This is a genomic window from Zavarzinella formosa DSM 19928, assembly GCF_000255705.1.
Taxonomy (GTDB): domain Bacteria; phylum Planctomycetota; class Planctomycetia; order Gemmatales; family Gemmataceae; genus Zavarzinella; species Zavarzinella formosa.
Window position 1 is genome coordinate 22750 of sequence record NZ_JH636446.1, and the last position, 20879, is coordinate 43628.

38 protein-coding genes are annotated in these 20879 nt (G+C 60.3%); 18 read left to right on the top strand and 20 right to left on the bottom strand.

What is annotated here, in order from left to right; genetic code table 11:
* Positions 1–95 precede the first annotated feature (95 nt).
* Positions 96–1154 (top strand): hypothetical protein, encoded by a 1059-nt coding sequence (locus BGIM_RS0134290; protein ID WP_020474186.1) that lies wholly within the window; start codon positions 96–98, stop codon positions 1152–1154.
* A 207-nt stretch (positions 1155–1361) separates the two neighbouring features.
* Here BGIM_RS0134290 and BGIM_RS0134300 read toward each other — a convergent pair whose 3' ends face one another.
* The 4 genes from BGIM_RS0134300 to mobF form a co-directional block, all read right to left on the bottom strand.
* Positions 1362–1784 (bottom strand): hypothetical protein, encoded by a 423-nt coding sequence (locus BGIM_RS0134300; RefSeq protein ID WP_020474188.1) that lies wholly within the window; start codon positions 1782–1784, stop codon positions 1362–1364.
* A 232-nt stretch (positions 1785–2016) separates the two neighbouring features.
* Complete coding sequence (locus tag BGIM_RS0134310) at positions 2017–2652, bottom strand: WDGH domain-containing protein (RefSeq protein WP_040891313.1); 636 nt, start codon at positions 2650–2652, stop codon at positions 2017–2019.
* A gap of 30 nt (positions 2653–2682) precedes the next feature.
* Complete coding sequence (locus BGIM_RS0134315; protein ID WP_020474191.1) at positions 2683–3138, bottom strand: hypothetical protein; 456 nt, start codon at positions 3136–3138, stop codon at positions 2683–2685.
* A gap of 188 nt (positions 3139–3326) precedes the next feature.
* Entirely contained in the window at positions 3327–6566 is a 3240-nt protein-coding gene (gene mobF / locus BGIM_RS58770) for a MobF family relaxase (RefSeq protein WP_020474192.1), read from the bottom strand.
* Positions 6567–6834: 268 nt separating this feature from the next.
* Here mobF and BGIM_RS0134325 point away from each other — a divergent pair, with 268 nt between their 5' ends.
* Positions 6835–7260 carry a hypothetical protein gene (locus BGIM_RS0134325; protein ID WP_029631184.1) on the top strand — a complete coding sequence of 142 codons (426 nt, stop codon included), beginning with the start codon at positions 6835–6837 and terminating at the stop codon, positions 7258–7260.
* An 87-nt stretch (positions 7261–7347) separates the two neighbouring features.
* Positions 7348–7677: a hypothetical protein gene (locus tag BGIM_RS0134330; RefSeq protein WP_020474194.1), complete on the top strand. Its 330-nt coding sequence runs from the start codon at positions 7348–7350 to the stop codon at positions 7675–7677.
* Positions 7678–7912: 235 nt separating this feature from the next.
* Here BGIM_RS0134330 and BGIM_RS63755 read toward each other — a convergent pair whose 3' ends face one another.
* The 16 genes from BGIM_RS63755 to BGIM_RS0134410 all read right to left on the bottom strand — a co-directional run bounded on the left by BGIM_RS63755 (position 7913) and on the right by BGIM_RS0134410 (position 12223).
* A complete protein-coding gene (locus tag BGIM_RS63755; RefSeq protein ID WP_020474195.1) occupies positions 7913–8074 on the bottom strand; it encodes a hypothetical protein in 162 nt (53 codons plus the stop codon).
* The gene (locus BGIM_RS67935) at positions 8071–8199 is read right to left on the bottom strand and encodes a hypothetical protein (protein ID WP_020474196.1); all 129 of its coding nucleotides are present in this window, start codon (positions 8197–8199) and stop codon (positions 8071–8073) included. The genes BGIM_RS63755 and BGIM_RS67935 overlap by 4 nt, the downstream gene beginning before the upstream one ends.
* Before the next feature lie 12 nt (positions 8200–8211).
* Complete coding sequence (locus tag BGIM_RS0134345; protein WP_020474197.1) at positions 8212–8442, bottom strand: hypothetical protein; 231 nt, start codon at positions 8440–8442, stop codon at positions 8212–8214.
* A 2-nt stretch (positions 8443–8444) separates the two neighbouring features.
* Positions 8445–8699: a hypothetical protein gene (locus tag BGIM_RS0134350; protein ID WP_157369645.1), complete on the bottom strand. Its 255-nt coding sequence runs from the start codon at positions 8697–8699 to the stop codon at positions 8445–8447.
* Positions 8696–8857, bottom strand: a complete 162-nt coding sequence (locus BGIM_RS63760; RefSeq protein WP_020474199.1) for a hypothetical protein — start codon at positions 8855–8857, stop codon at positions 8696–8698. Before BGIM_RS63760 ends, BGIM_RS0134350 begins: the two co-directional genes overlap by 4 nt.
* 2 nt (positions 8858–8859) lie before the next feature.
* A complete protein-coding gene (locus tag BGIM_RS63765; protein WP_157369646.1) occupies positions 8860–9009 on the bottom strand; it encodes a hypothetical protein in 150 nt (49 codons plus the stop codon).
* An 8-nt stretch (positions 9010–9017) separates the two neighbouring features.
* The gene (locus BGIM_RS0134365; protein WP_157369647.1) at positions 9018–9515 is read right to left on the bottom strand and encodes a hypothetical protein; all 498 of its coding nucleotides are present in this window, start codon (positions 9513–9515) and stop codon (positions 9018–9020) included.
* A complete protein-coding gene (locus BGIM_RS0134370; protein ID WP_020474202.1) occupies positions 9512–9781 on the bottom strand; it encodes a DUF2312 domain-containing protein in 270 nt (89 codons plus the stop codon). The genes BGIM_RS0134365 and BGIM_RS0134370 overlap by 4 nt, the downstream gene beginning before the upstream one ends.
* Before the next feature lie 64 nt (positions 9782–9845).
* The gene (locus BGIM_RS0134375; protein WP_020474203.1) at positions 9846–10265 is read right to left on the bottom strand and encodes a recombination protein NinB; all 420 of its coding nucleotides are present in this window, start codon (positions 10263–10265) and stop codon (positions 9846–9848) included.
* A gap of 2 nt (positions 10266–10267) precedes the next feature.
* Complete coding sequence (locus BGIM_RS53870) at positions 10268–10894, bottom strand: phage replication initiation protein, NGO0469 family (protein WP_020474204.1); 627 nt, start codon at positions 10892–10894, stop codon at positions 10268–10270.
* A 2-nt stretch (positions 10895–10896) separates the two neighbouring features.
* A complete protein-coding gene (locus BGIM_RS0134385; RefSeq protein ID WP_020474205.1) occupies positions 10897–11109 on the bottom strand; it encodes a hypothetical protein in 213 nt (70 codons plus the stop codon).
* 11 nt (positions 11110–11120) lie between these two features.
* Complete coding sequence (locus tag BGIM_RS0134390) at positions 11121–11390, bottom strand: hypothetical protein (RefSeq protein ID WP_020474206.1); 270 nt, start codon at positions 11388–11390, stop codon at positions 11121–11123.
* Positions 11387–11632: a hypothetical protein gene (locus BGIM_RS0134395; protein ID WP_020474207.1), complete on the bottom strand. Its 246-nt coding sequence runs from the start codon at positions 11630–11632 to the stop codon at positions 11387–11389. Before BGIM_RS0134395 ends, BGIM_RS0134390 begins: the two co-directional genes overlap by 4 nt.
* Before the next feature lie 2 nt (positions 11633–11634).
* Positions 11635–11835 (bottom strand): hypothetical protein, encoded by a 201-nt coding sequence (locus BGIM_RS0134400; protein WP_020474208.1) that lies wholly within the window; start codon positions 11833–11835, stop codon positions 11635–11637.
* Positions 11832–12053, bottom strand: coding sequence for a hypothetical protein (locus tag BGIM_RS0134405; protein ID WP_029631191.1), 222 nt, complete (start codon positions 12051–12053; stop codon positions 11832–11834). The genes BGIM_RS0134400 and BGIM_RS0134405 overlap by 4 nt, the downstream gene beginning before the upstream one ends.
* Positions 12054–12055: 2 nt before the next feature.
* The gene (locus BGIM_RS0134410; RefSeq protein ID WP_157369648.1) at positions 12056–12223 is read right to left on the bottom strand and encodes a hypothetical protein; all 168 of its coding nucleotides are present in this window, start codon (positions 12221–12223) and stop codon (positions 12056–12058) included.
* A 113-nt stretch (positions 12224–12336) separates the two neighbouring features.
* Here BGIM_RS0134410 and BGIM_RS0134415 point away from each other — a divergent pair, with 113 nt between their 5' ends.
* From BGIM_RS0134415 to BGIM_RS0134490, 15 genes are all read left to right on the top strand, one after another.
* The gene (locus BGIM_RS0134415; RefSeq protein ID WP_020474211.1) at positions 12337–12543 is read left to right on the top strand and encodes a helix-turn-helix domain-containing protein; all 207 of its coding nucleotides are present in this window, start codon (positions 12337–12339) and stop codon (positions 12541–12543) included.
* The gene (locus tag BGIM_RS0134420; protein WP_020474212.1) at positions 12540–12728 is read left to right on the top strand and encodes a hypothetical protein; all 189 of its coding nucleotides are present in this window, start codon (positions 12540–12542) and stop codon (positions 12726–12728) included. Before BGIM_RS0134415 ends, BGIM_RS0134420 begins: the two co-directional genes overlap by 4 nt.
* Entirely contained in the window at positions 12725–13102 is a 378-nt protein-coding gene (locus tag BGIM_RS53875) for a RusA family crossover junction endodeoxyribonuclease (RefSeq protein WP_020474213.1), read from the top strand. Before BGIM_RS0134420 ends, BGIM_RS53875 begins: the two co-directional genes overlap by 4 nt.
* Positions 13099–13350: a hypothetical protein gene (locus BGIM_RS63770; RefSeq protein ID WP_020474214.1), complete on the top strand. Its 252-nt coding sequence runs from the start codon at positions 13099–13101 to the stop codon at positions 13348–13350. Before BGIM_RS53875 ends, BGIM_RS63770 begins: the two co-directional genes overlap by 4 nt.
* Positions 13351–13447: 97 nt before the next feature.
* Positions 13448–13843 carry a hypothetical protein gene (locus BGIM_RS0134435; RefSeq protein ID WP_020474215.1) on the top strand — a complete coding sequence of 132 codons (396 nt, stop codon included), beginning with the start codon at positions 13448–13450 and terminating at the stop codon, positions 13841–13843.
* Entirely contained in the window at positions 13840–14124 is a 285-nt protein-coding gene (locus BGIM_RS0134440; protein ID WP_020474216.1) for a hypothetical protein, read from the top strand. The genes BGIM_RS0134435 and BGIM_RS0134440 overlap by 4 nt, the downstream gene beginning before the upstream one ends.
* A 447-nt stretch (positions 14125–14571) precedes the next feature.
* On the top strand, positions 14572–14901 hold the full coding sequence (locus BGIM_RS0134450) for a hypothetical protein (RefSeq protein ID WP_020474217.1): 330 nt from the start codon (positions 14572–14574) through the stop codon (positions 14899–14901).
* A gap of 49 nt (positions 14902–14950) precedes the next feature.
* Positions 14951–16006 (top strand): DUF4062 domain-containing protein, encoded by a 1056-nt coding sequence (locus BGIM_RS0134455; protein ID WP_020474218.1) that lies wholly within the window; start codon positions 14951–14953, stop codon positions 16004–16006.
* The gene (locus tag BGIM_RS0134460; RefSeq protein WP_029631198.1) at positions 16003–16602 is read left to right on the top strand and encodes a hypothetical protein; all 600 of its coding nucleotides are present in this window, start codon (positions 16003–16005) and stop codon (positions 16600–16602) included. The genes BGIM_RS0134455 and BGIM_RS0134460 overlap by 4 nt, the downstream gene beginning before the upstream one ends.
* Positions 16603–16739: 137 nt before the next feature.
* Positions 16740–17189 carry a terminase small subunit gene (locus tag BGIM_RS53880; RefSeq protein ID WP_084760317.1) on the top strand — a complete coding sequence of 150 codons (450 nt, stop codon included), beginning with the start codon at positions 16740–16742 and terminating at the stop codon, positions 17187–17189.
* Positions 17128–18405 (top strand): DNA-packaging protein, encoded by a 1278-nt coding sequence (locus BGIM_RS0134470; protein ID WP_020474221.1) that lies wholly within the window; start codon positions 17128–17130, stop codon positions 18403–18405. Before BGIM_RS53880 ends, BGIM_RS0134470 begins: the two co-directional genes overlap by 62 nt.
* Complete coding sequence (locus BGIM_RS53885) at positions 18406–19713, top strand: phage portal protein (RefSeq protein ID WP_020474222.1); 1308 nt, start codon at positions 18406–18408, stop codon at positions 19711–19713.
* Positions 19700–19942, top strand: coding sequence for a hypothetical protein (locus BGIM_RS0134480; protein ID WP_020474223.1), 243 nt, complete (start codon positions 19700–19702; stop codon positions 19940–19942). Before BGIM_RS53885 ends, BGIM_RS0134480 begins: the two co-directional genes overlap by 14 nt.
* Positions 19939–20127, top strand: a complete 189-nt coding sequence (locus BGIM_RS0134485; protein ID WP_020474224.1) for a hypothetical protein — start codon at positions 19939–19941, stop codon at positions 20125–20127. Before BGIM_RS0134480 ends, BGIM_RS0134485 begins: the two co-directional genes overlap by 4 nt.
* The gene (locus tag BGIM_RS0134490) at positions 20120–20866 is read left to right on the top strand and encodes a phage minor head protein (protein WP_020474225.1); all 747 of its coding nucleotides are present in this window, start codon (positions 20120–20122) and stop codon (positions 20864–20866) included. Before BGIM_RS0134485 ends, BGIM_RS0134490 begins: the two co-directional genes overlap by 8 nt.
* Positions 20867–20879 lie beyond the last annotated feature (13 nt).

A 20879-nucleotide genomic window follows, 5' to 3' on the forward strand; every position in this document is an offset into this window, starting at 1 on the left:
CCAGTGTACTGTAACGCGGGCGGCCGAGCGTCCGCAACGAGGTTCCGTATAGTTGACCTTGCGAACAGTTTGCCACGGGTGAAAGGATGCTATCTATGCGAAAATTTCTCGGCCTCGTTGTCGTGGCTGCCGTGATCGGTCCGGCCACCGCCCAGAAACCGAAGACGCCACCAGCCGTCCCCGCCGTCGCTGAAAAAGTGCTTGACGCCGCCGAGGCTCCCGCCGAGGCCCCGCTCAAGCCTCTTAAGGAACTGGCGAAGTTTAAACTGTCCAACGTCCGTCTGGAGGTTCCGGCCCCGGGCCAGCAGGCGCTCCTCAAGGTGCGATATGAACTGACGTCGGCCGGGGACCTCCCGAACCCGGTCCTGGTCCTCCGCACCGCGGACGGCAAACAGCGGTTCATCGGCGCGAGATTGATGGGCCGTGACGTCCTGAAGGACAAAAGCGGCGACATCACCCTCGGCCTGGGATACGCCCGAATCGGCGAGAACACCAAGGAGTTGGAAGCCTACCTCACGTTTTCGGACCGGCGTTGGGAGGACGAGGAGTTCCGGCCCACGTTCAAAGTCTCGAACTCGGCGGTCATGGGCGACCTTGGCCGTGACTTGCAGTACGCCCGCGACTGGACGGCGGAGGAGACCAAGAAATTGAACGACCCGCCGCCGACCGGCCCGGCGCTGAACGCCAATGGCAGTGTCGGCAAGGACACGAAGTTCGTCGGCTTGGTGGAGAAGACGACTCCTTCACTCCGGTTCGCCGCCCCCAAGAAGACGCCGGTGGTCGGGTTCCACTACACTCTCGGCACCTTCGAGCCGGTAAAAGGGTTGAAGGCCGGGTGCATCGTCCACCTGAATCCCAGTTTCGACCAGCGGCAACCGAGTTACGGGCAAAAGCGGGAAATGGCAAAGCCGGGCTACGCGGTCGGGGCGGTGAACGTGAAGACAAACAGCACGGTGACCGCCATCCAGGCGGTTTACATGAAGATCATGCCCAACGGGACCATTAACACCAAGGACAGTTACACCGGCGAATGGGTCGGCGAAGCGGGACCGAACGACAAGGAAGAGACGTTGAGTGGAAACGGACGCAAGGTCATCGGAACGCATGTGCGGCATTTCGGCCGGGTTTACGCGCTCGCCCTTGTGCTGGAATGATTCGATTTGGCCATGTTTATGGGAGCCGCAGCGGTTGATTGACGCCGGGCGGCCGACCATTCAGTCTTCCTGATGGTCGGCCCCGCCTTCGATGTCACCTATTGCCAGCTTCACACATCGATTCGCTCCTCGCTGGGACTCCCCTCCTCGTCGTCGCCCACCTTGATGAACTGCATCTTCGACTTGCACACGTCGTACACGCCCCGCTCATTCCTCCTCCACCGCCGCCGGCGTCACTCCAATCCTGACCACATTCCCCACCCCGCTCGCGGGTTCGCCCACCCTCAACTCGTCTCGCTTGCATTGAACGAGGTGGCGGGCGACCTGATACAGGTTGCTCCCGTCGATGGTCACGTCGAAGACGCCCTTGTCCGACTCGTACCGGAACTCGATGCGGCTGCCGTTCCGGTCCATCCGCACCTCGCCCAGGATGGAGGCGTAGGAGATACCGTGCCAGCCGTCGTCGCTGAGGAGCATGAGGCCCGCGAGGGGGTGGCGGCTGCTGACCAGCCCGCAGCCGTCCTGAGCCGGTTCGCTGCCGAGGTCATCCTCCTTCGGCTCGTCAATCTCCTGCCTGGGGATGTCGCCCTGATCCCAGAGTGACGCTCGGCGGCCTGTCGGGTTCTTCATGGTATGGCTCCCCTGTTGGTTTTCGGGAGTGTGCCTGTTTGGGGGATGGATGGCAATCAGTTTTGGTTGTCCTCAAGGGACCGAATCAGCTTCGCCATGCAGGGCCGGATCGCCCGCTTGCCAGAAAGCCAGTATCGGACGGAACGCGTCGATACGGACAAAGCCCCCGCCAGCTTAGATTGCCCGCGGGGGCCATAGAGCCGTTCACCGATTTTGCGGAGTTCTTCGGGTGTCATGGGTTGGCTGAACCCTTTGACGGTTGTAGTTGCCCTGCGAGGACGCGCAGACATGCCAGCCGCAAATATTTCTCCTCAGTGGTGTGGTCGTCCCAGCTATTGCCGCTACGGCGTTCCAGATGGTCGAATTGCGAAAGCTCACTGTCGTGAATGTGCCACGAAACCTGACCGGAACCCGAAACGACCGGGAGGTCTAAGAACACGATCCACCTCCAGTCATCCTCCCATGCGCTGTCGGGATGCCGCTCCAGCCATGCTGGGAACAGCTTTGACAAGGCAGCAACTAGTTTGTTTCGCTCGGAGTAGGCGGCATCCTTTGCCTTGCGAAGTGCGGTAATCTCATCAAGGAGAGGTGCTCTGTGGTGCCATGAGCCCTTCCACCCATTCCAAAGAGTTTCGACCGTTGATTCCGCGTAACCTTCGTCCATCCAGTGTTGGAGTGTGAATTTCTGGCCCCGATTGCGCATCCATTCTTCAAATGCCTCACGGCACTCGTCTATCAGAAGACCCTTGAATTCGTAGTGGCGGATGAGCGCAATTGCAGCATCGAGCCCGTCATTGGTGGCAAATTCGCACTGGTTGCGTGGATTTTGATATTTGCGTGCCTCGACAGCTTCGATCAGCTTGCTCATGCTTCCTCCTTGTGTTTTTGACTCACTCATTCAACGTTCCATCTCGAAGCCACGCGATTTCGGCTTTTCAGGTTGGTCTTTCGTATTCAGAAGATCGCGTGCGAAGTCTCCCCGGCTGTCGGCAAACCCGGTCCCTCCAAGAAGATCATTCAACTGAAGCGCCTTCTCCTGTTCGGGCGGCGGGACCAGGAGATCGCACACTGGCAGTGGCCCAATTGCAGTGGCGGCCCGTACTCCGCTGGCTTTCACGAAGCCAGCTTCTTCAAGTGCCTTCAACATGCCCTCTTGCTCGCCGTAGTCTTTGATGAACACCTGATTCGGGGGGAGTGGAATGTCAGGCATGTTGACGGTGGCGACGGCTACCTGCTGCCCATCCCATGCGTTGTCGAGAATAAGGGCGGTGTGTCCGCTGGAGGCATACCTTTCCACGCGCACGCGACACTCGTGACCGCCGAACATCACCAACATTTCTTCTGTCTTCTTCATCTCTTGCTCCTAGGTCCCGGTTTGGGTGCAGACATTCTAATCGCACATTTTCTGAAGGTGTTCGAACTTCTCGGGAAAGCTACTTTCCCCATCAATCGAATCTCGCATTGGTAATCTCCGGGCTTCATCGCCCATTCGTGAGACGAAGCTAGACCGGAACCACGTTCCGCGCAAGTGGCAATTTTGCATCACCTCTCCATCACCTGCGGCTGCCGCTCGCGGTCCATGACCTTGTCCACGACTCTCGTTCCGACGGAGCGGATGAACGACAGGTGTTTGCGGAGTCGTTCTTTCAACTTGTGCCGGGGGCGGCGAACCAAATCCGTCGCGAGAGTGCGGTTATCCTGCCGCTGGACGGCGTCGAGCAACTGGTCCTTGTCGTCAGTGAACACAACAGCCTGATGCCTGCCGCGTGAGATGGCGACGTAGGCACTGGCGGCGTCCACGGCGGGGAGGGTTGCGGTCGGCATGGAGACGAGGACGATGTCGGCGGTCTTCCCTTGGGCGGCGTAGCTGGTCTGGACGTAGCCGTGGGACCAGGTGCCCGCGTTCTTGTCCAGCGTCCAGCCGTTCGACAGCTTGATGTTGCCGGCCGAGGTGAAGCCGGAGACGGTGTACTGGGTGCCGTTATTGATCCGGTGTTTGCCGGTCAGGTCTTTGCAGCCCGCCGTGATGCGGATCAAATCGCCTTCAGCCAGTTCACGTTCCTTGGGTCTGTAGACGACGTAACGGTCGCCGTGCTTTGCCAGTTCCTCGGCGTTGTCGGTCGTGATGGCTACCCGATCTCCGGCCCGGCGTCCTTCAGAATGACGGACAAAAACCGCTTGCGCCCCTTCGAGCGCTTTAAGCGTTTCCGGGTCTTGGCGTTGAGCTTCCGTAAGCTGCGCGTTTTCGAGGGTGGTGAACCTTTCTTCTTGTCCATGCAGTCGGCCTTCCTCCTTGAGTCGTTGCCGGATCGCCCCGGTGAGCTTGTCTCCATCGGCGTGCGTGGGGGAGACGACGAGGACGTCCTTGCCCTTCTTCAGAAGGGCGGTGTATTCGTCGGCCAGATTGGAATCCCCTTCACGCACCCAGCCCATCTCGTCGAGCTTGGCCAGTGCGTCGCCCGCCCGGCCCTGAGACGCCAGCTTGACGGCGGCCTTGTACTCGCCGTGCTGACGTTTGATGTCCGACACCTCGGCGCACGGCAGGCCGGCCCGGTCTTCGAGCAGGCCCAGCACGTCACCGCGAGCGACGGATTTGTGTTGTCTACGGTCCCCGGAGAGGATGACACGGGCGTTGAGTGAGTCAGCTAGCTGTGTCAGTTTGGCCACATCACGGGAGCCTGCGAGGGAAGCTTCGTCGAGCCAGACCAAGCCGCCTCGGACGCCCTCCTGCATCTCTTTGCTGTTCAGGAACGCCGCCAGCGTGTCGGCTTTCTCGAATCCATCCCGCCGGAGAACATTGCGAGAGGCATCGGAAGACGGGGCGAGGATGACCCACGGGACGTTTACCTTGGACAGAGCGGCCTTCGTCAGCGTCGTCTTGCCCGTCCCGGCGGCGCCGCGGATCAGGATGACGCGGTCGGGGGAAGTGAGGACGTGGCGAACGGCGGCTTGCTGGGAGGGGGATAGTTTGTCTGTTGGAACCGGCTCGTTTTGAGGAGCAAGATTTTTTGTGCCTTGCCCGTGAGCGACAACGGCTTGCCTCGAATCAGCCAGCGGGCGAGGGAGGAAGAACTCGTTGTCGGGGTCTTTCGAGAATGAGACCGGGGTACGACCAGAAATCTGCTCCGTCACATTTCGGACACGGTAACGCTCCAGGTCTGCCGTTGGCACATCTACATACGTGGTGATCGTCGGCCCTTTGGCGTCCTGACGATACCACTCCAGCATGGCCGGGTCTTGAACGAACCAGCGGTCTTGGGCCTCTGTATGGCCTCGTTCTGCCTGGGCGGCCTGAATCCAATCGGCATGAACAGCACGCTGGGCTGGCTCGACTCGGAACAGGCGGGTGTGGCCACTTGCTGCTTGCCCGAAGACTGGAGGTGTGGCAGTGTCGGGATTGGTTCCGGCAACTGGTGTGAGGGTTCGATTCCCTTGGAGCGGTATCGGCCGATTCAATCGCTCAGTGGCTACGGTGGGGTTCGATTCCTCTGGCCGGAACTTTTCGACCTTGCCCAATGGCTTGAGCTTACCCCGGCCCTTGGCGGCGAATGCCAAGATACCCCGCTCCTCATCCAGCACGCCCCTTGTGGTGACAAGCCCGTCCCTGCGGATCAAGCCCGGCCTGCCAAGCTGCTCGTAGACGCCTTCAACGGACACGGAGCCAAGTCCGTACTTCAGGGCTTCCGTCACGACCTGCCGTTCCGGGACGGCGGCCGAGCGTTCGAGGAGGTGGTCGAGGGACCAGGTCAGGGCCTCGTGGGAGCGGTCGGGGGTTTGCAGTTGTGGATCGCGGTGGGACTTGATGACCGTGTCGAGGATGGCGTGCCGTTCCTGTTCCGTGACGCGGCTATTCCAATGATCCAGCAGGCTGTCCCATGTCTTGCCCGGCTTCTTTGGTTCGCGGGTATGGGCTCCGAGGCGCCCTTTGGTTGACGGGTTGAGGGTGGCAGTCGGATCGTTCAGGAACTTCCGCTTGTTCTCTTCCAGCAGGGCGGCGACGGCCTCGATCTTGTTGGTGCGTTGGCTGAACTCTTTTCGGACAGACTCCGGGATGCCGACGACCTTGAACGTGTCCTTCGTGCGTTCGACCTGATACCCCAGTTCCTGCATGTACCCGGCGAGCTTGGAGTTCAGGATGGCGGTGTAATAAGGACGGGCTTCCTTCGCCCCGTTGGTTGCCCACGGCTGGAGTTGGAGGGCCTTCATTCTGCGTTCGACCGGGTCCCAGGTGGCGTTGGCGACGACGAAGTGGTAATGGGGTTGCACGTCGATCTTGTTGCCCACGGGGCGTGCGGTGGTGTGCAGGACGCCGGTGTAGACGATCTCGCCAGTATTCCTGTCCGTGTCCTGTTTACCAACCCGGACCCGAGTCTTTGCATCCCGCTCGATCATGGCCATCACGTCGCGGCCAGCACGCTCCAGGACATCAGGGATGATCCGGTCGTCCAGTCCGAGGGCCATCAGGATGCCGAGGTCTTTCGGGCCGTCCATTGTCACGTCGTATCCCGCCCGCTTATCGCCCTTGGTGCCGGGGGTGAGTTGGTCGCCTGACTCGGGGAGGGTCTTTCCGGTCTTCGGGTCGGTCTTGCTGGTGCCGGGGACTATGCCGTCGCAGAGGTCATGGAAGGCGTCGATGGAGAACTCGGACAGGCCGAGGCGGTCAGCCAGCTTGCCGCCGAAGAAGGCGACTTGGGACTTGTCCTCGATGTAGTAGTCATGGCCGTGGGGGTGGTAATATTTTTTGGCTTCAGCGGCCGATCTCAGGATGGTGAAGTTAATCATGGGGCGTCTCCCTTCGGGCCGGGCTGTCCAGGGCTGCGCTTCGCTCCGGTCCCTGCGGGACTGAACCCTTCCCATCCCTGACGCAGTAAGGGGGCGCTGCCCCCTCTCCGCTACAAGCCCCTCGCTTCGCTCGCCTGACGGCTCCACTCCGAAAGCCAGACACCGCTTCCGCTAGGCTCGCTCCGCTCACCAATCGGACGCAGGCGTCTGTTTTCTCCGCTCCGGGGCTTTCCGCTCCCACCCCCGCGTTCGCCACGTGGCAGAAGGTATGGTTCGCAAAGAAGCGAATCATACCTTCATTAACCAACAACACGGAGTAACCAACATGGGAGACAGAGCTTTGATCATTTTTCACGACGACGAGAAAGTTTCGCCGACCGTCTATCTGCACTGGTCGGGAAGCCACGTTCCGGAACTGCTGGGCGAACTCAAGGACCGGATGAAAGGGCGGGAAGGCGACTTGGCCTATGCCGCAGCTCGGTTTGTCGGCATCTGCCACGAGCACATCGACGGCAACTTGAGCTTGGGAGTTTCCAGCAACAAATTCGGGGTTAACGACCTTCTCGACAGAGAGTTGATGAAGGCAACCAGCCACGGAGACGCTGGCGTGGTGATTGTGAATGTCGAGGACTTCACATGGAAAGCCCACGGTGGATACCTGGCAAGCCACTCCGGCGGCACTATTGCGGCTTGAATTGAGCGGGGGTCGGGCTCCGGCTCGGCCCCATCCTTCTCGACGCGCCACCCTGCCACTTCGCCAACCAACCGAGGAGACACCGAGATGACCGACCAATACTTCTACTGCCTGGACAATGACGGATGCGACCAGTTCTTTGACATCCAGAACCCGAACGGACGGACCATTGCTAGCGTCCAGTTCTGGGACGACAGGGAGCAGGCCGAGGCCGACGCCAAGTTCATCGTCCACCGGCTCGCCATGCACGACAAGCTGCTCGCGGCCTGCACCCGTCACCTCCGGCAGATGGAACTCATGCTGGAGATGGACGACCCGCAGGCGTTCACCCAGATCGAATGGGAAGCCGAACCGCTGGCGTCGCTCAGGCAGGTGATCGCCGAAGCGGAAGAGCAGGTCATTCAGCCGACCGACTAACGGGCCGCCGGGTGATCCGTGCGGCCTGTTGGCGTAGGTGAGATGGGAGGCGTTTTGCATGTCATAGGTATGACGCAAAACGGGGGTGTTCCGCAACTGTCTTGTCGGGAAAGAGGGCCGGGAAAGTGAAGGGGGCGAAAAGGTAGTTAGTTCAATAGACCCCACCCCTGTGTTTCACAGGGACCGAGGCCACGGAGAGCGGGTGCGGCCTGATTTCTCGGGGAATGTCAGAGGGTTATGGAGAGTCTGGCGCGGCTGTCAGCGGGGAGGCAATTGGCTGGTCCAGATGGCCCGTTTGACGGGGCCGCAGTACCATGTCCAGGGCATTCAGCACTTCCTCCGGCGCGTCGGTTCCGATGAGGTAGCCGCGGAGGATTCCCTCGAACCACTCCGTCACCGTCCCCTGCCTTTGAACTCCTGCTTGCACAGCGCTTCGTAGATCATGCAGAACAGCAACGCGCCGGCCAGCCAAGGCGAGGTGTGTTGAATGAACGACCAGGTGTGCGGAGTGATGTCTTTCATCTTGCGACCGGCTTAGTGGTCAACACTCTCACCGCTCACCCGCCTCATTTCCTCTTTAATGAACTGCTGGCACTCAAGCACAGTTGCGAGTCCTTTCGAGTACACCGCCCAATATTGTTCGCCCTTGGCACTGTTCTTGGTGGCCTGCTCTTTGATAAGTTCCATGTGCTCTTGAAGGGCCTCAAAGGTCATCGCCAATAGGAGCCCCACTTTCAGCAATCGCTCGGAATTATTTATCGTCATGTTCACCTCCCTGTTGTAATTCCCACCGGGGCGAAGCCCATCCGCTCCACCCACGTCTGCTGGCCGTATAGTTCCGTCCGGACCCGCTCGGCCTGGGCCAGCCGGTCGCGGCATTGCATCCACTGCTCTAAGTCGGCGTCCTCCAAACTCCGCAGGTACACCCGCCTCAACGCCGACTCTTCCTTCTGCCGGGCGTCGATGACCTTTACCCAGTCCACGGTGTCCAGCGCCAGCGTCTCGCAGCAGGAGAACATCACGGGACGGTCCTTTCGATGATCGTCGGTTCCGAGATGCCCACCGGGAGGTTGTCCATCCAGTCCTCGACGTAGTGGTCCGTGGACATGACCGACGCGAGCAGGAGCCAGCCGAGGCAGAGCAGCAGGATGAGGCCGACGTACCTCTGGTTCCACGTCATCGTCACCACCACTCGAAAATGCGGCCGAGGGAGGGCGTCCAGATCAGCAGCAGGAGGACACCGCCGACCGCAGCGACCCGCATGCCCTCCACCCACCATTCGACGGTTGCCGTGGCCAGTACGGTCACATGGACGAGTGTGTATGTCTGCACCCAGCCGATCACGCCTCTGCCTCCGGCCAGAAGAAGGGCTTGCTGTCTCGCTGGATGATAGTTCCGGCCGCCCATTCGTCGGAGTCAAATCCAAAATGAGCCACGCAGGCACTGCGGGCCAGCAGAGAAAGTGTGTCCTCGTCAATTGTTTTGGCCGCCTGTATTCGATCAGCCAGTGCGGCATCCTCGCAATTGAAGTACGCGACATAGCCCTCGCCATTGCCGACTACCCACAGGACTCGACCAATCTGGGCCATGCCATTTTCGACAATGTCGCCAAGTCGCGGATTCAGCAGATGCTGGCTGTCGGGGTGGATGTAGAATCGGCAGGCCGAACCGGAATGATGGGTTCGCACGCAGTTGCTGCCATCGAAGAAAATGGTGGTTTCAACATCCAAGTAATCTCCGGCAGGAAATGTGCCATCGGCAGGCGTGATGAATCGCATCCCAAAGTGTCCCGTCATGTACGGAGGCACAGGCGGATCAGCGTAGAACGGCCGCGTCATGCCGCCTCGTCGTCCAGTTCAGGTGCCATACCAAGGGCACGCAGGTAAGTATCCAGCACGGCTTCCTGCTCATCGCGCTCTTGAGCATCGAGCTTGCGAATCTTTAGCACCTGTCGAAGGCCCTTTACGTCGAAGCCATTGCCCTTGGCCTCCGCGAACACGTCGCGGATGTCGGCAGCGATGTTGGCCTTTTCATCCTCAAGCTTTTCGATACGGTCAATAATGGAGCGGAGTTGATCGACGGCTACGTTTCCGGGTTTTGTCATAAGCGAGTCCTTTCGTTGGTGGGATTAAAACACGTCTTTCGTCGTCTGTGAATCAGTATGTGAACTACACGGGCAGTTGAATCTCCAAGTCGAGTACTTCAGCCGCCCACGCCACGACGTTGTGGATGTAGTCCGTCATCTCCGTCTTGCTAAGCCGCCGCGTGGACCCCGGCCCCATCATCACCTCGCCCGTCTTCGGACAGACGATGACCTGCCGGAGCCTGCCCACCCGCTGCTTCAGGAACTCGTGAACGTCTTGGGCGTCCACCATGTTCCCGGCCTCGCGGAACGCAGCCACAATCGGCGGGTACACGCACGACCATAGCAGGGCATTTTGCGCAAGGCTGCGGCCGCGTTTGGCTTCACGGACGGAGATGACGATCCGCTTGCCGGTGAACTGCCGGATCGCCGCCCCGACTTTACGAGCGACATGATCCGGCAGCCTGCCGTTCTCGACGAGGGTGGAGAATTCGAGGGCGTCCACGGTCAGAACGGAATCTCGTCATCCAGATCGACGGGCGCCGACCTGTACCCCCCTTGATCGGGGACCGCCTCGACGCGGTGTGCCCCCTTCAACTCCTGATACTCGGGCGACTTGGCGATGACGGCCTTGAGGCTTTCGGACAGCTTGTCGTAAAGTTCTTGGTCGAAATCGTTCAGGCTGAAGTAGATCGGCTCGTTGACGAGGGCAGGCGTCGGCATGCCTTTGGGCAGCTTCAGGATCGAACTGATGTTCTCATACGTCTTGCCGTCCTTATGCTCATGCACCACGCCGATGAGGCACGACTTGCCCAGCACGTTGCCGAGGTCGAAGGCCCCGAAGTCGGCATCCGAGAACGGCACGCCCCGCCACGACTCCAAATCCTGCCGCAGTTTTGCCTTTTGGGACGCGGACAGGGTGTAACGCTGGTGGATCGTGAACGGGCGGCCGTCGCTCATCAGTTCGTCGGTGAACTCCCACGAGAACATGATCTTGTGCTGGAACTTTGGCTGACCTTTCCACTCGCCCTGTTGGGTGCCGAGGTCGATGATCCGGTAGCAGGTCGCAACAAAAGTCCCGGCGGGCACGCGTTCAAAATCACCTCCGGTTTCCTTGGGTAATACGATTGGCATCTTCAGTTTCCTTCCTTGGTTGTTAATTTCTCCAGTTCATCGAGCCTCGCCCGGCAACCCGCCAAACCGGACGCCACTTCGGCCGTCTTGAGCAGATGAGGTTTCGGAACGCCCAGCACCAACGGCAGGCTTGCCAGCAGCACCTCGGCGTCACGGATTCGCCGCAGCAAGCCCGCGTGGTCCTCTTCGTCGAACACTCCTTCAAAGCGTCTCATTGGCCACTCCATCAGCTAATGGTGACGTTTTGAATCGACGAGGCCGCCCGGAAGGTCTGCACCTTCACGGTCTGGCCCTTCAGCCGCTTCACCGCCGCGTCCAGTTCGTGCGTGATGCCGATGCGGCTGCGGGAGTCCGGGTCATAGCTGGAGTAATGCATCAGCACGTTGGCCGGGATTTCCTCCAGCGCGATGATGGCGTTGGCGAGGGCTTGCAGGCAGTGTTCGACTTGGGTCATGGGCGGGGTTCCTTTCCGCAGGTTGATGACATCGGCGGTCATGATTTGTTCCCTTTCTGCGGGCGATACCCGGCGTAGTAGGCTTCTCCCAGCGTGCAGCCCCAATCGTCCTGCTCACAGGCGGGAACTGCCTTCCACAGCACCACCGGGACGGTTTCGTCCTGCACGGAGGCGACAAGGGCTTCCATACCAGCTTGGTCGTACTGGTGTTCCGGCTGCTGGATGGCCATGAGGAACATGCCGGTGAACATAACGGCGAGCATTTTGAGGCAGAGCTTGTCCATGACTACCTCCCCACGACGCTGTGGGTGAAGGCGAGGCAATCCTCTTGATTGTCCTGATAACCCATCTGTCGGCCCAGCACGATGCCACCACTCAGCACTAGGCAAAGGGCAAAGGCGACGATGAGGGTCAGAAGGGCCATGCTCCAAAAAGCCTCCCAGTCAAACGGGGCTTTGGCACGAGTGTTGTCGTTGGCGGCGGTCATAGCGGCTCTCCTTTCGTGATGTAAGTGGCCGGGTTGGTCGGCGGGTTGCGGAGGGATTCCGTCCTTCGGAAATGCTCGGCGAGGTAGAAGTCCTCAATGGGTTTGAGAAGTGCCACCGGCGGGGCAACGGGAACTTTGACGGTCATTCCGGCGATTTCCAATGTGGCCTCCGGGTCAGTCAGGGAGCCGAGCCAGAGGTTTCTGAGGGTGGGCTGCATGGTCATTCCCCCGTCTTGTCAGCGGCGGCTAGTTGGCCTTCCGACACGTTCCGGCCATCGGCCTTATGCGGCAGGCCCAGTGCTTTTTGGGCCTGCTGTTGGCCGTACTCGTCGCCCAGTATCTCCCGCGGCTTCATCGTCTGCGGATCGTAGAAAATCACGTATCCCATGTTGCACTCCATTGCGTTGTTGTTGGTGATTGACATCTTGTATCAATCGTGGGATTAGTAGTGACACGATTTGAATCTATCGTCAACAACTATTTGCATCGGAATTGAGACAGATGAAGCAGGAGCGGATGTCGTTGAAAGACATGCAGAATGTGGCCAAACAGCATGGAGTGTCGGCCGTTGAGCTTTGCGAAAAAGCAGGCCTTTCCAGAGCGACGTTCTATCGAAAGAAGGACGACGAGAGTTCGTTGCTCGTGGACGAATACGACAAGCTGGCAAAAGTGCTGGCGGCCATCACCAAGAGAAAGGCCCGCACATGAAGATAACCGAACGCATTCAACTCATCCTGCGGACCAAGGGCGGCCACTCCGGCGGGATCATGATCCGGTTGACCGACAGGGAAGAAGTGATGGCCGAGGCCGTGGATCGGGAGATCGCCGCCGTTTATGACCGACTCGACGCGATCAACAAGAAGCTCGCGAAGCTTCGCCCGGCGTCCGAATGACCGGGGTTGTTCTGCACCTGCCCATTCCCCCGTCAGCCAACAACTTGTTCCCGACCGGCAAGAACGGTCAGCGGTTCCGCAGCAAAGAGTATGTCGCCTGGCTCCAACACGCCGGCCTGTCCTTGAACCAGCAGAAGCCGGACAAGGTGTCCGGCCGCATTCGCGTCGTGTATGAACTCGGCCGATACCCCGACCTGCGGCGCCGCGATTTGTTCAACCGAGAGAAAGCACTCGGGGACCTGCTCGTCTCGCATGGTGTGATCGAGGACGACTGCCTGATCGACGAAGGGATCATGCGGTGGTCCGATGAAGTGCGGCCCGGCATGGTCCGCGTAAAGGTTATGGAACTGCCGCCGAGGGAGTGGAGGAAATGACTGCCCGCATTTACATCAGACGCAACGACTCCAAGTGCCCGGAGTGCGGAAACTGGAAGGTGTACATCAAGAACGACAAATGCGTCTTCTGCACCATCAACCAGAAGGCCGGGCCGCCGTCACACAAGTACGACCCATGCGTCGCCAGACCGCGGATGCTGGTGGACGAGCGGGTGGCGATGGCCGGGGTGCGGTACGAAGACATCGGGCCGCATAAACCTGTTGCGGGAAGGCTTCGGGACGTGTAAGGATCGAAGCGTCCAGACGGGACAGCGGGTAGCTCCCGTTGGCCCCCCCGCAGACGGCCTCACCGGCTGGACATCAACGCCCACTGCGGAGGACACCATGACCGACCTATCCCCAATTCTCGACCTCGCCTTGCTCTACAACCCCGGCCTCGCCCACCGGGACATCTACACGATTCGCCTCTGGCTGAACGAGGGCTGCGACCCCGACAAAGACATCCTGCCGACCATGAAACAACTGATGGGCAAGAACGCCCGCATCGGCTCGTTCGGCTTCTTCACCGAGGCCATCCGTGACGCCCGCGACAAGCGGAAAGCCGCCGAGATACTAGAGGCGAAGAAGCAGGAGCTTGCCCCCGACGAGTTTGCCGACCGCCGAAAGGCCGAGCGCATCGCGTGGCTCCGACAGCGGCTGCCGCACCGGGTCGAGTGCGACGCTGCCCTGCGGGACTGGATGAAGGCTTACGAGGCCAAGCACGGGAGGGTCGAAGCGTGAACAAAGTCCCCGCACTCCAAGACATTGACTACTTGCTCGGGAAGCACGCTTGTGTCGAACAGGCCGTCCCCGGCTGGTACGTTTATGCAGCCGACACGTTGACGCTGTTCCCGAACGGCCGGGCCGGTGTGATGACAGCCTGCCCGTCGCACGCGAGCGAAGTGGCTGAATTCATCGCCACTCATTCAAAATTCGGCCCGTTCATTCACGACGCATGGCTGCACACGCAGCAGGCTATAAGAGGAGATGTGGTTAAACACCCGCATTGGACGCCGAGGTGAGAAAAAGAATAAGCCCGTCGAGGACTCAGAATCCTGACGGGCCGGTGGGGTTTCTTTTAGGACTGTTTGCCCCACAGTCCGCATGTAGTGGCGTTGCGACCCCAATCCTACCACGGATGGTGTCGAGCGCAAGCGGATTCTAAACGGACCTACCGGCCTGGTCATACGCCGGATGCTGAAACTGACCGAAGGTTGCCCGCGAACTTACCCGGAAACGGGGTTCCGAGCGCCCTGCACTCCGCTACGGGGGACAGGGGAAGCCCACGACAATAATGCCAGCAAAGACCCCATTGAGGGTGCGGACACAAGAAGCCGCGCGGGAGGTTTGGCCCACCAGACGGGCATCGTGGTTATAGGCGGCCAAGACGTAGCTCCCCAGACCGCTTGCCAGTTCGCTGGCTGGGATTGCGGAAAGCGGCCTATTATCAAAATTCAGGGAGGAAGCCTATGACCGACAAAGCTTACCGAGTCTGGGTGCAGACGCTTCCGTCGTGCATCTCCGGCCAGTACAGCGAATGGGTGCATGCGGAAGGCCGGAACCTAGCCTGCCACGTTCGCCGGGCGGGCAAGTCGGGCACGGCGTACAAGGCCGAGTATTCGTGCGTGCCCATGACCCGCGAGGAACACGACTATCAGCACCAACACGGCGAGGCCGCGTGTTTGAGGCGTTTCCTCGGCGGCGAGTGGACGGTAGAGACCGCTAAGGCGTGGTTCGACGAGCAGGTGGTGAGGTATCGAGAAGAGTGGAAGGAAGCGGGGGAAATCGTTAGGATTTAGTGCAAGATGCTTCAGTGACACATTGCCGGACGGAACAGCGAGCCCACCCATGACGATTTTTGTTAGTTCGACATGTTACGATTTGATCGACTTAAGAGACGAACTCCGCAATGACCTTCGAGACCTTGGGGTCCGGTACATGTTCTCTGAGTATGGGGATAGCGATTTTCTTGTGGAAACAGCCCCAGAAACAAACTCAATCGAGACTTGCTTGACGAATCTGCGAGCCAGCGATTTGGTGATTGTCGTTCTCTCGCAAAGGTATGGCCCGCGGCTCAAAGCACCGTTTGAATCAATCTCGGCGACCCACACCGAATATCGCGAGGCAGTGAAACTCAGAAAACCAATCCGCTTTTATGTACGGAACCGGCTTGAAGCGGATCATGCAAGTTGGGCGGCGAACGGAAAAGTCATTAATTTCAAAGGCGTTTGGGCCAAGAACCAAGACGCCGAGGGTTTGTTTGCACTATTGGAGGAGCACAAGCGGCTTGTGGACCAAGATGGCTCTGCCAATCGCAACAATTGGTACAACACATTCATATCATCGGTCGATTTGCGAGGCATGATACGGAAAGATATCGCCCCAAGAGCATTTCGATCTACTGCCCAAAAGTTGATTGAAAACGGCAATGTTCCCATCCTTATTGTTGCCACTCAAGGGCTTCAAACTGTCGGAGCGGGCAGTCCATCGGGCACGAGTTTGCGATTCGATCTTGGTCTTTTAAACGCAGGTAGCATCCCGGCATTTAACATCAGAGCAATGCTCAAATTTGAAAACGGAGACTTGAGAGGAGATGGACGAGTTGCGGCTGTGCTTGCGAGCACAGACGAAAGCCCGAAAATTGCAAGAAATGCCTGCATAGAAATGCCAACCAAGGATTTTCTGTCATCAATTAGTCCCGATGCTCAGAGCGGCAAGCCATTTCAAATCACCGTTCGGTTTGATTACATGATTCCAACCGGCCATTTGTTGACGGACGAAACCACTCTATGCTGCGTATGCGCCAATGGGACTGTCAACTTCGCTGGCAATCCTCTCTATTGCGGTAAATTTATTGGAGGTATGGTCAACTATTTGACCCGCGAAATGATTGGAACTTCGTGACAACGCCATCAGAATCGTGGTACGGTCCTGAAACCAGTCAGGGCCGCCGCCGAATGACCGACCAGATCGACCCCACCCAGTGGCTTCGCCGCAACTCGCCCGTCGTCACGCCCGAGCGGCTGGACAAGGGCGACGTTGAATTGGTGCAGTCGGAACGGGGCGGCTCGCAGGTTCGGTCGTTCAGCAACCCGCTGGACTTCTACCACGCCAAGCGGATCATCACGCCCCAGCAGTTCGACGCCGGCAACAAGCTGCACCAACTCTGGTACTACGGCGCTGGATCGTCGGGTTACGTCCTGATGCGGTACACCCACACCAAGTCCAATTCCGACGCCGAGGCCGCCGCCCTGGTCGCCCACGAGTACCGGGAAGCCATGAAGGCCATCCGTGGAGTGCCGCAGAAGCGTGTCGCCTACAACGTCTGCTGCATGGGTGAAACCATTGCCCAAATGCACGAAGTGAAGGACGAGCGGCTGCGGGGGAAGTCACTCCGTGACCGGGCGGTGAAGGCCATCTCGGCGAGGACGGCGCAGCGGAGGTGCATGGAGCAGTTGAAAGCAGCCCTTGATGACCTTGCCGATCATTTCGGATACTGATCCGCATTGATTCTTTATGCTTGACGGATCGGCACACGATGTATTAGTCTCGTAGAGAATTCACTTTCTGTCACTTGTTCCAGCTTCATCGCAGTTCACTCCAACTCGCCGGCCTTCGGGCTGGCATTTTTTTTGGCATGTCAGACACCCTCACACCAAAGCAAGAAGCCTTCGCCCAGAAGTACCTAGAAACGGGAAACGCGAGCGAAGCGTACCGCCAGGCGTATGACGCCGATGGCATGAAGCCCGCGACGATCAACCGCAAGGCGAAAGACCTGCTGGACAACGGCAAGATCGCGGCACGGGTTAACACTTTGAAACAGCGGGCGCTGAAACGCCACGACGTGACCTTGGATTCGATCACCACCGAACTGGACGAGGCCCGCGCGATGGCCAGGGAAGACCGGCAGATGACCGCCATGATCTCGGCCAGCATGAGCAAGGCCAAGTTGCACGGGCTGGTCACCGACAAGTCGGACGTGACCGTCCGCAAGCCCATCGCAGAAATGACGGATGACGAGTTGAATGACGGAATCGCCGAGTACGAGCGAACTGCGGGAACGATACCTCCGCGCACTGAGGGCTGAACAACACCGCCGCCTGACCGAGGCCGCGAAGTTCGACTGGCCCAAGCACGCCCGCCCGAATCAAATTGCTCCTCCCGAGCCGTGGGTGTACTGGCTGATCCTTGCGGGACGAGGCTTCGGCAAGACCCGCACCGGGGCCGAGCAAGTCCGCATCTGGGTGAGGGATTATCCCTATGTCAACCTGATCGGCGCCACGTCCGACGACGCCCGCGACATTATGATCGAGGGGGAGTCCGGCATTCTCGCCATCTGCCCGCGCGACGAACGCCCGAAGTACCTGTCCCAGAAACGCCAGCTTCAATGGCCGAATGGGGCCAAGAGCCTGATCTTCACCGCCGACGAGCCGGAACGCTTGCGCGGCAAGCAGCACATGAAGCTGTGGGCCGACGAGTTCTGCGCCTGGCGCTACCCGGACGCATGGGACCAGGCCTCGCTGGGGCTTCGCCTCGGCGACAACCCGCAGGCCATCATCACGACAACGCCCAAGCCGACGAAGGCCCTGAAGGAACTGATCGCCGACTCCGGCACGGTCGTGACCAAGGGCAGCACCTACGAGAACCAGAAGAACCTCGCGGCGGCCTTCCTGAGCAAGGTCGTCACCAAATACGAGGGCACCCGCCTCGGCCGGCAGGAGTTGAGCGCCGAAATCCTCGACGACAACCCCGGCGCCCTGTGGCAGCGGAACCGCATTGACGAACTGCGGGTCAAAGAAGCCCCGCCCATGAAGCGGATCGTGGTCGCCATCGACCCCGCCGCCACCAAGAACGCCAACAGCGACGAGACGGGCATCGTGGTCGCCGGACTGGGGATCGACGGCCACGGCTACGTCCTTGCCGACCTGTCACTCCGGGGCACCCCGGAAGAATGGGGCCGGGCGGCGGTGTACGGCTACTTGCTTCACAAGGCCGACCGCATCATCGGCGAAACGAACAACGGCGGCGAGATGGTCGAACACGTCATCCGCACCGTCGAGGCCAAGGCCCCGTTCAAGGCGGTCCACGCCAGCCGGGGCAAGATCACCCGCGCCGAGCCGATCAGCTCGCTGTACGAGCAGGGCAAGTGCCACCACGTCGGGTCGTTTCCGGCCCTGGAGGACCAGATGTGCGAGTACGACCCCAAGACGGCGAAATACTCGCCCGACCGCATGGACGCGCTGGTCTGGGCGTTCACCGAACTGTTCAACGGAGCAGGGGAAATCAGAATCAGGAGTTTTTGAGTGCGGCTATTCGGGAGGAAGACCAAAACAGCCGTCGCGCAGATCGCCCTGAAGAACGCCTCGTTCATCTACGGCCTGGGCGGGGCAAGGTGGCTGGAACGGCGCTTCGACCTGCTGGCGACCGAAGGGTACGAGAACAACCCCATCGTCTACGCCTGCGTCACCAAGCTGGCCAAGTCGGCCGCCTCGGTGGACCTGCAACTGTACAAGAAGGGCAAGGGCGGGCGGCTCACGAAAGTGGACGCCCACCCGATCCTCGACCTGCTCACCCGCCCCAACGCCATGCAGGGCGGCAAGAAATTCATCGAGACGCTGATTACCCAGTACCTCGTCGGCGGCAACGGCTACATCCTCGCCAGCGCCCTCGACCGTAAGACTGGACAACCCGGCGAACTCTGGCTCCTCCCGCCGCAGGAGATGAGCGTCAACGGCACCAAGCGGTCGATGATCCCGGCCTCCTACGAGCGCCGCATCGGCAACGAACAGAACATTATCTACCCGGTCAACCCGATCACGGGACACTCGGCCGTGCTGCACCTGAAGACCGTCAACCTGCTGAACCCCATGCTCGGCCTGCCGCCCTTGGTGGCCGCCGTCTACGGCGTGGACGTGTTCAACTCGGGCATGGCGTGGAACAAGGCCTTGCTCGACAATTCGGCCAGCCCGTCCGGCGCGTTGATGGTGAAAGCCGCCGACGGGAAGAACGCGGAACTCAGCGACGACCAATACAGCCGCATCAAGGCGCAACTCGACGAGAAGATGTCCGGAGCCCGCAACGCCGGGAAGCCGCTCCTGCTCGAAGGCGGCCTGGAATGGGTAAGCATGTCGTTCAACCCGAAGGACATGGACCACCGCGAGAACATGCTGACGATGGCCCGGTTCATCGCCGGCGTCTACGGCACCCCGCCGCAGTTGGTGAACATCCCCGGCGAATCGACCTACTCGAACTATTCCGAGGCCAAGCTGGCGTACTGGTCCGACACCGTCCTGACGCTGCTCGGCTCGATCCTCGAAGACCTGGGCAACTGGCTGACGCCTCTGTACGGCGACGACCTGTTCCTGTGGTACGACGAGGAAATGCTCCCGGCCTTGGAACCTCGCCGCAAGGAGAAGGGCGACCGCATCAACGCCGCCGGGTACATGACGATCAACGAGAAGCGAGAGGCGATGGGGCTGGAGGCGCTGCCAGACGGCGGCGACACGGTGCTGGTGCAAAGCACGCTCGTCCCGCTGGAACTGGCGGGAGCAATGACCCTGCCCGAGCCGGGAAGCCCGGCAGACAATGGAGGAAACGATGTGGCCGTTTAAAAAACCCGATTACGACTTGAGCTTTCAGGACACTGCCGAATGGCATGAGTTTCTGGCGCTGTTGGCAGCGGTAATGCCCGGCGGCGTGCCAAGAGACATGGTCGGCCTTCGGCACCGTGTTAACAAAATCACGGGGATGCAAGTGGCCAATGCCGAAATAATGCACACCGTGGGGCAATGGCTGCCCCGGCTCCGTGAGATTGCAGCAGAGCGTGGTATCGCCGCGTGATTACCAAACGCGACGGCAACGTCATCCACGCCGACTTCGGCCTGACCGCCCGCCGGGATGAGCCGCTGATTGCCTTCGCCTACGAACTGCTCTACCTCGACGACCACGTCGCCCTCGGCCGCTTAACCACTCAAATCGGCGACCGCACCATCCGGGCGCACCACGTCTCCGAAGCCGATGAATAAGCGCACGCACCTCCGGGTGTGGATCGCGCTGCTGGACCGCTACGAGTTGCTGCTCCGCGTGAACGCCGGGAAGGCCCGCAACGCCTTCCTCAGTCACGCCGCCTACGCCTACCCCACCGCCCAATCGCTGCCCACCTACGTGATCGAAGCCCACCGCAAGCGGATCGAGACCGTCCTGACCGCCCACTACCAGAAAGTCATCCCCCACTTCGCGGGCATGGCCCTGTCGCAGATCAAGTCACGCCGCATCGAAAAGAAGTCCGACACGTTCCAGCGGCTCATGGCCGAGTGGGTCAGCCGGGAAGCCCTGCGCAAGGCCGCCATGATCGCCGCCACCGACGCCGAGGCCGTCCGAAGCGCCATCCGGGACGGCTTGGACGAGGGCGACGGCACGGAGGAAATCGGCAGGCGCATCAGGAAGGTAAGCCAACTGACTAAGGACCGGGCCGGCCTCATCGCCCGCACCGAGACGCACGCCGCCGCCACGTTCGGCAGCATCGAGAGCGTCCGCGTCGCCGAGCAGGACCTGGGCGTGCGGATGCTGAAGCAGTGGCTGCCCACGCTGGACAACCGCACCCGCCCGGCACACGCCGCGATGTCAGGCCAACCGCCGATTCCGCTGGACGAAAAGTTCATCGTGGACGGGGAGATGATGGACCGGCCCGGCGACCCGAGTGCCAGCCCGGCCAATCTTTTGAACTGCCGATGCGCGCTCATTTATACCGAAGCAACCGACTGACAAGGAAGTCGCT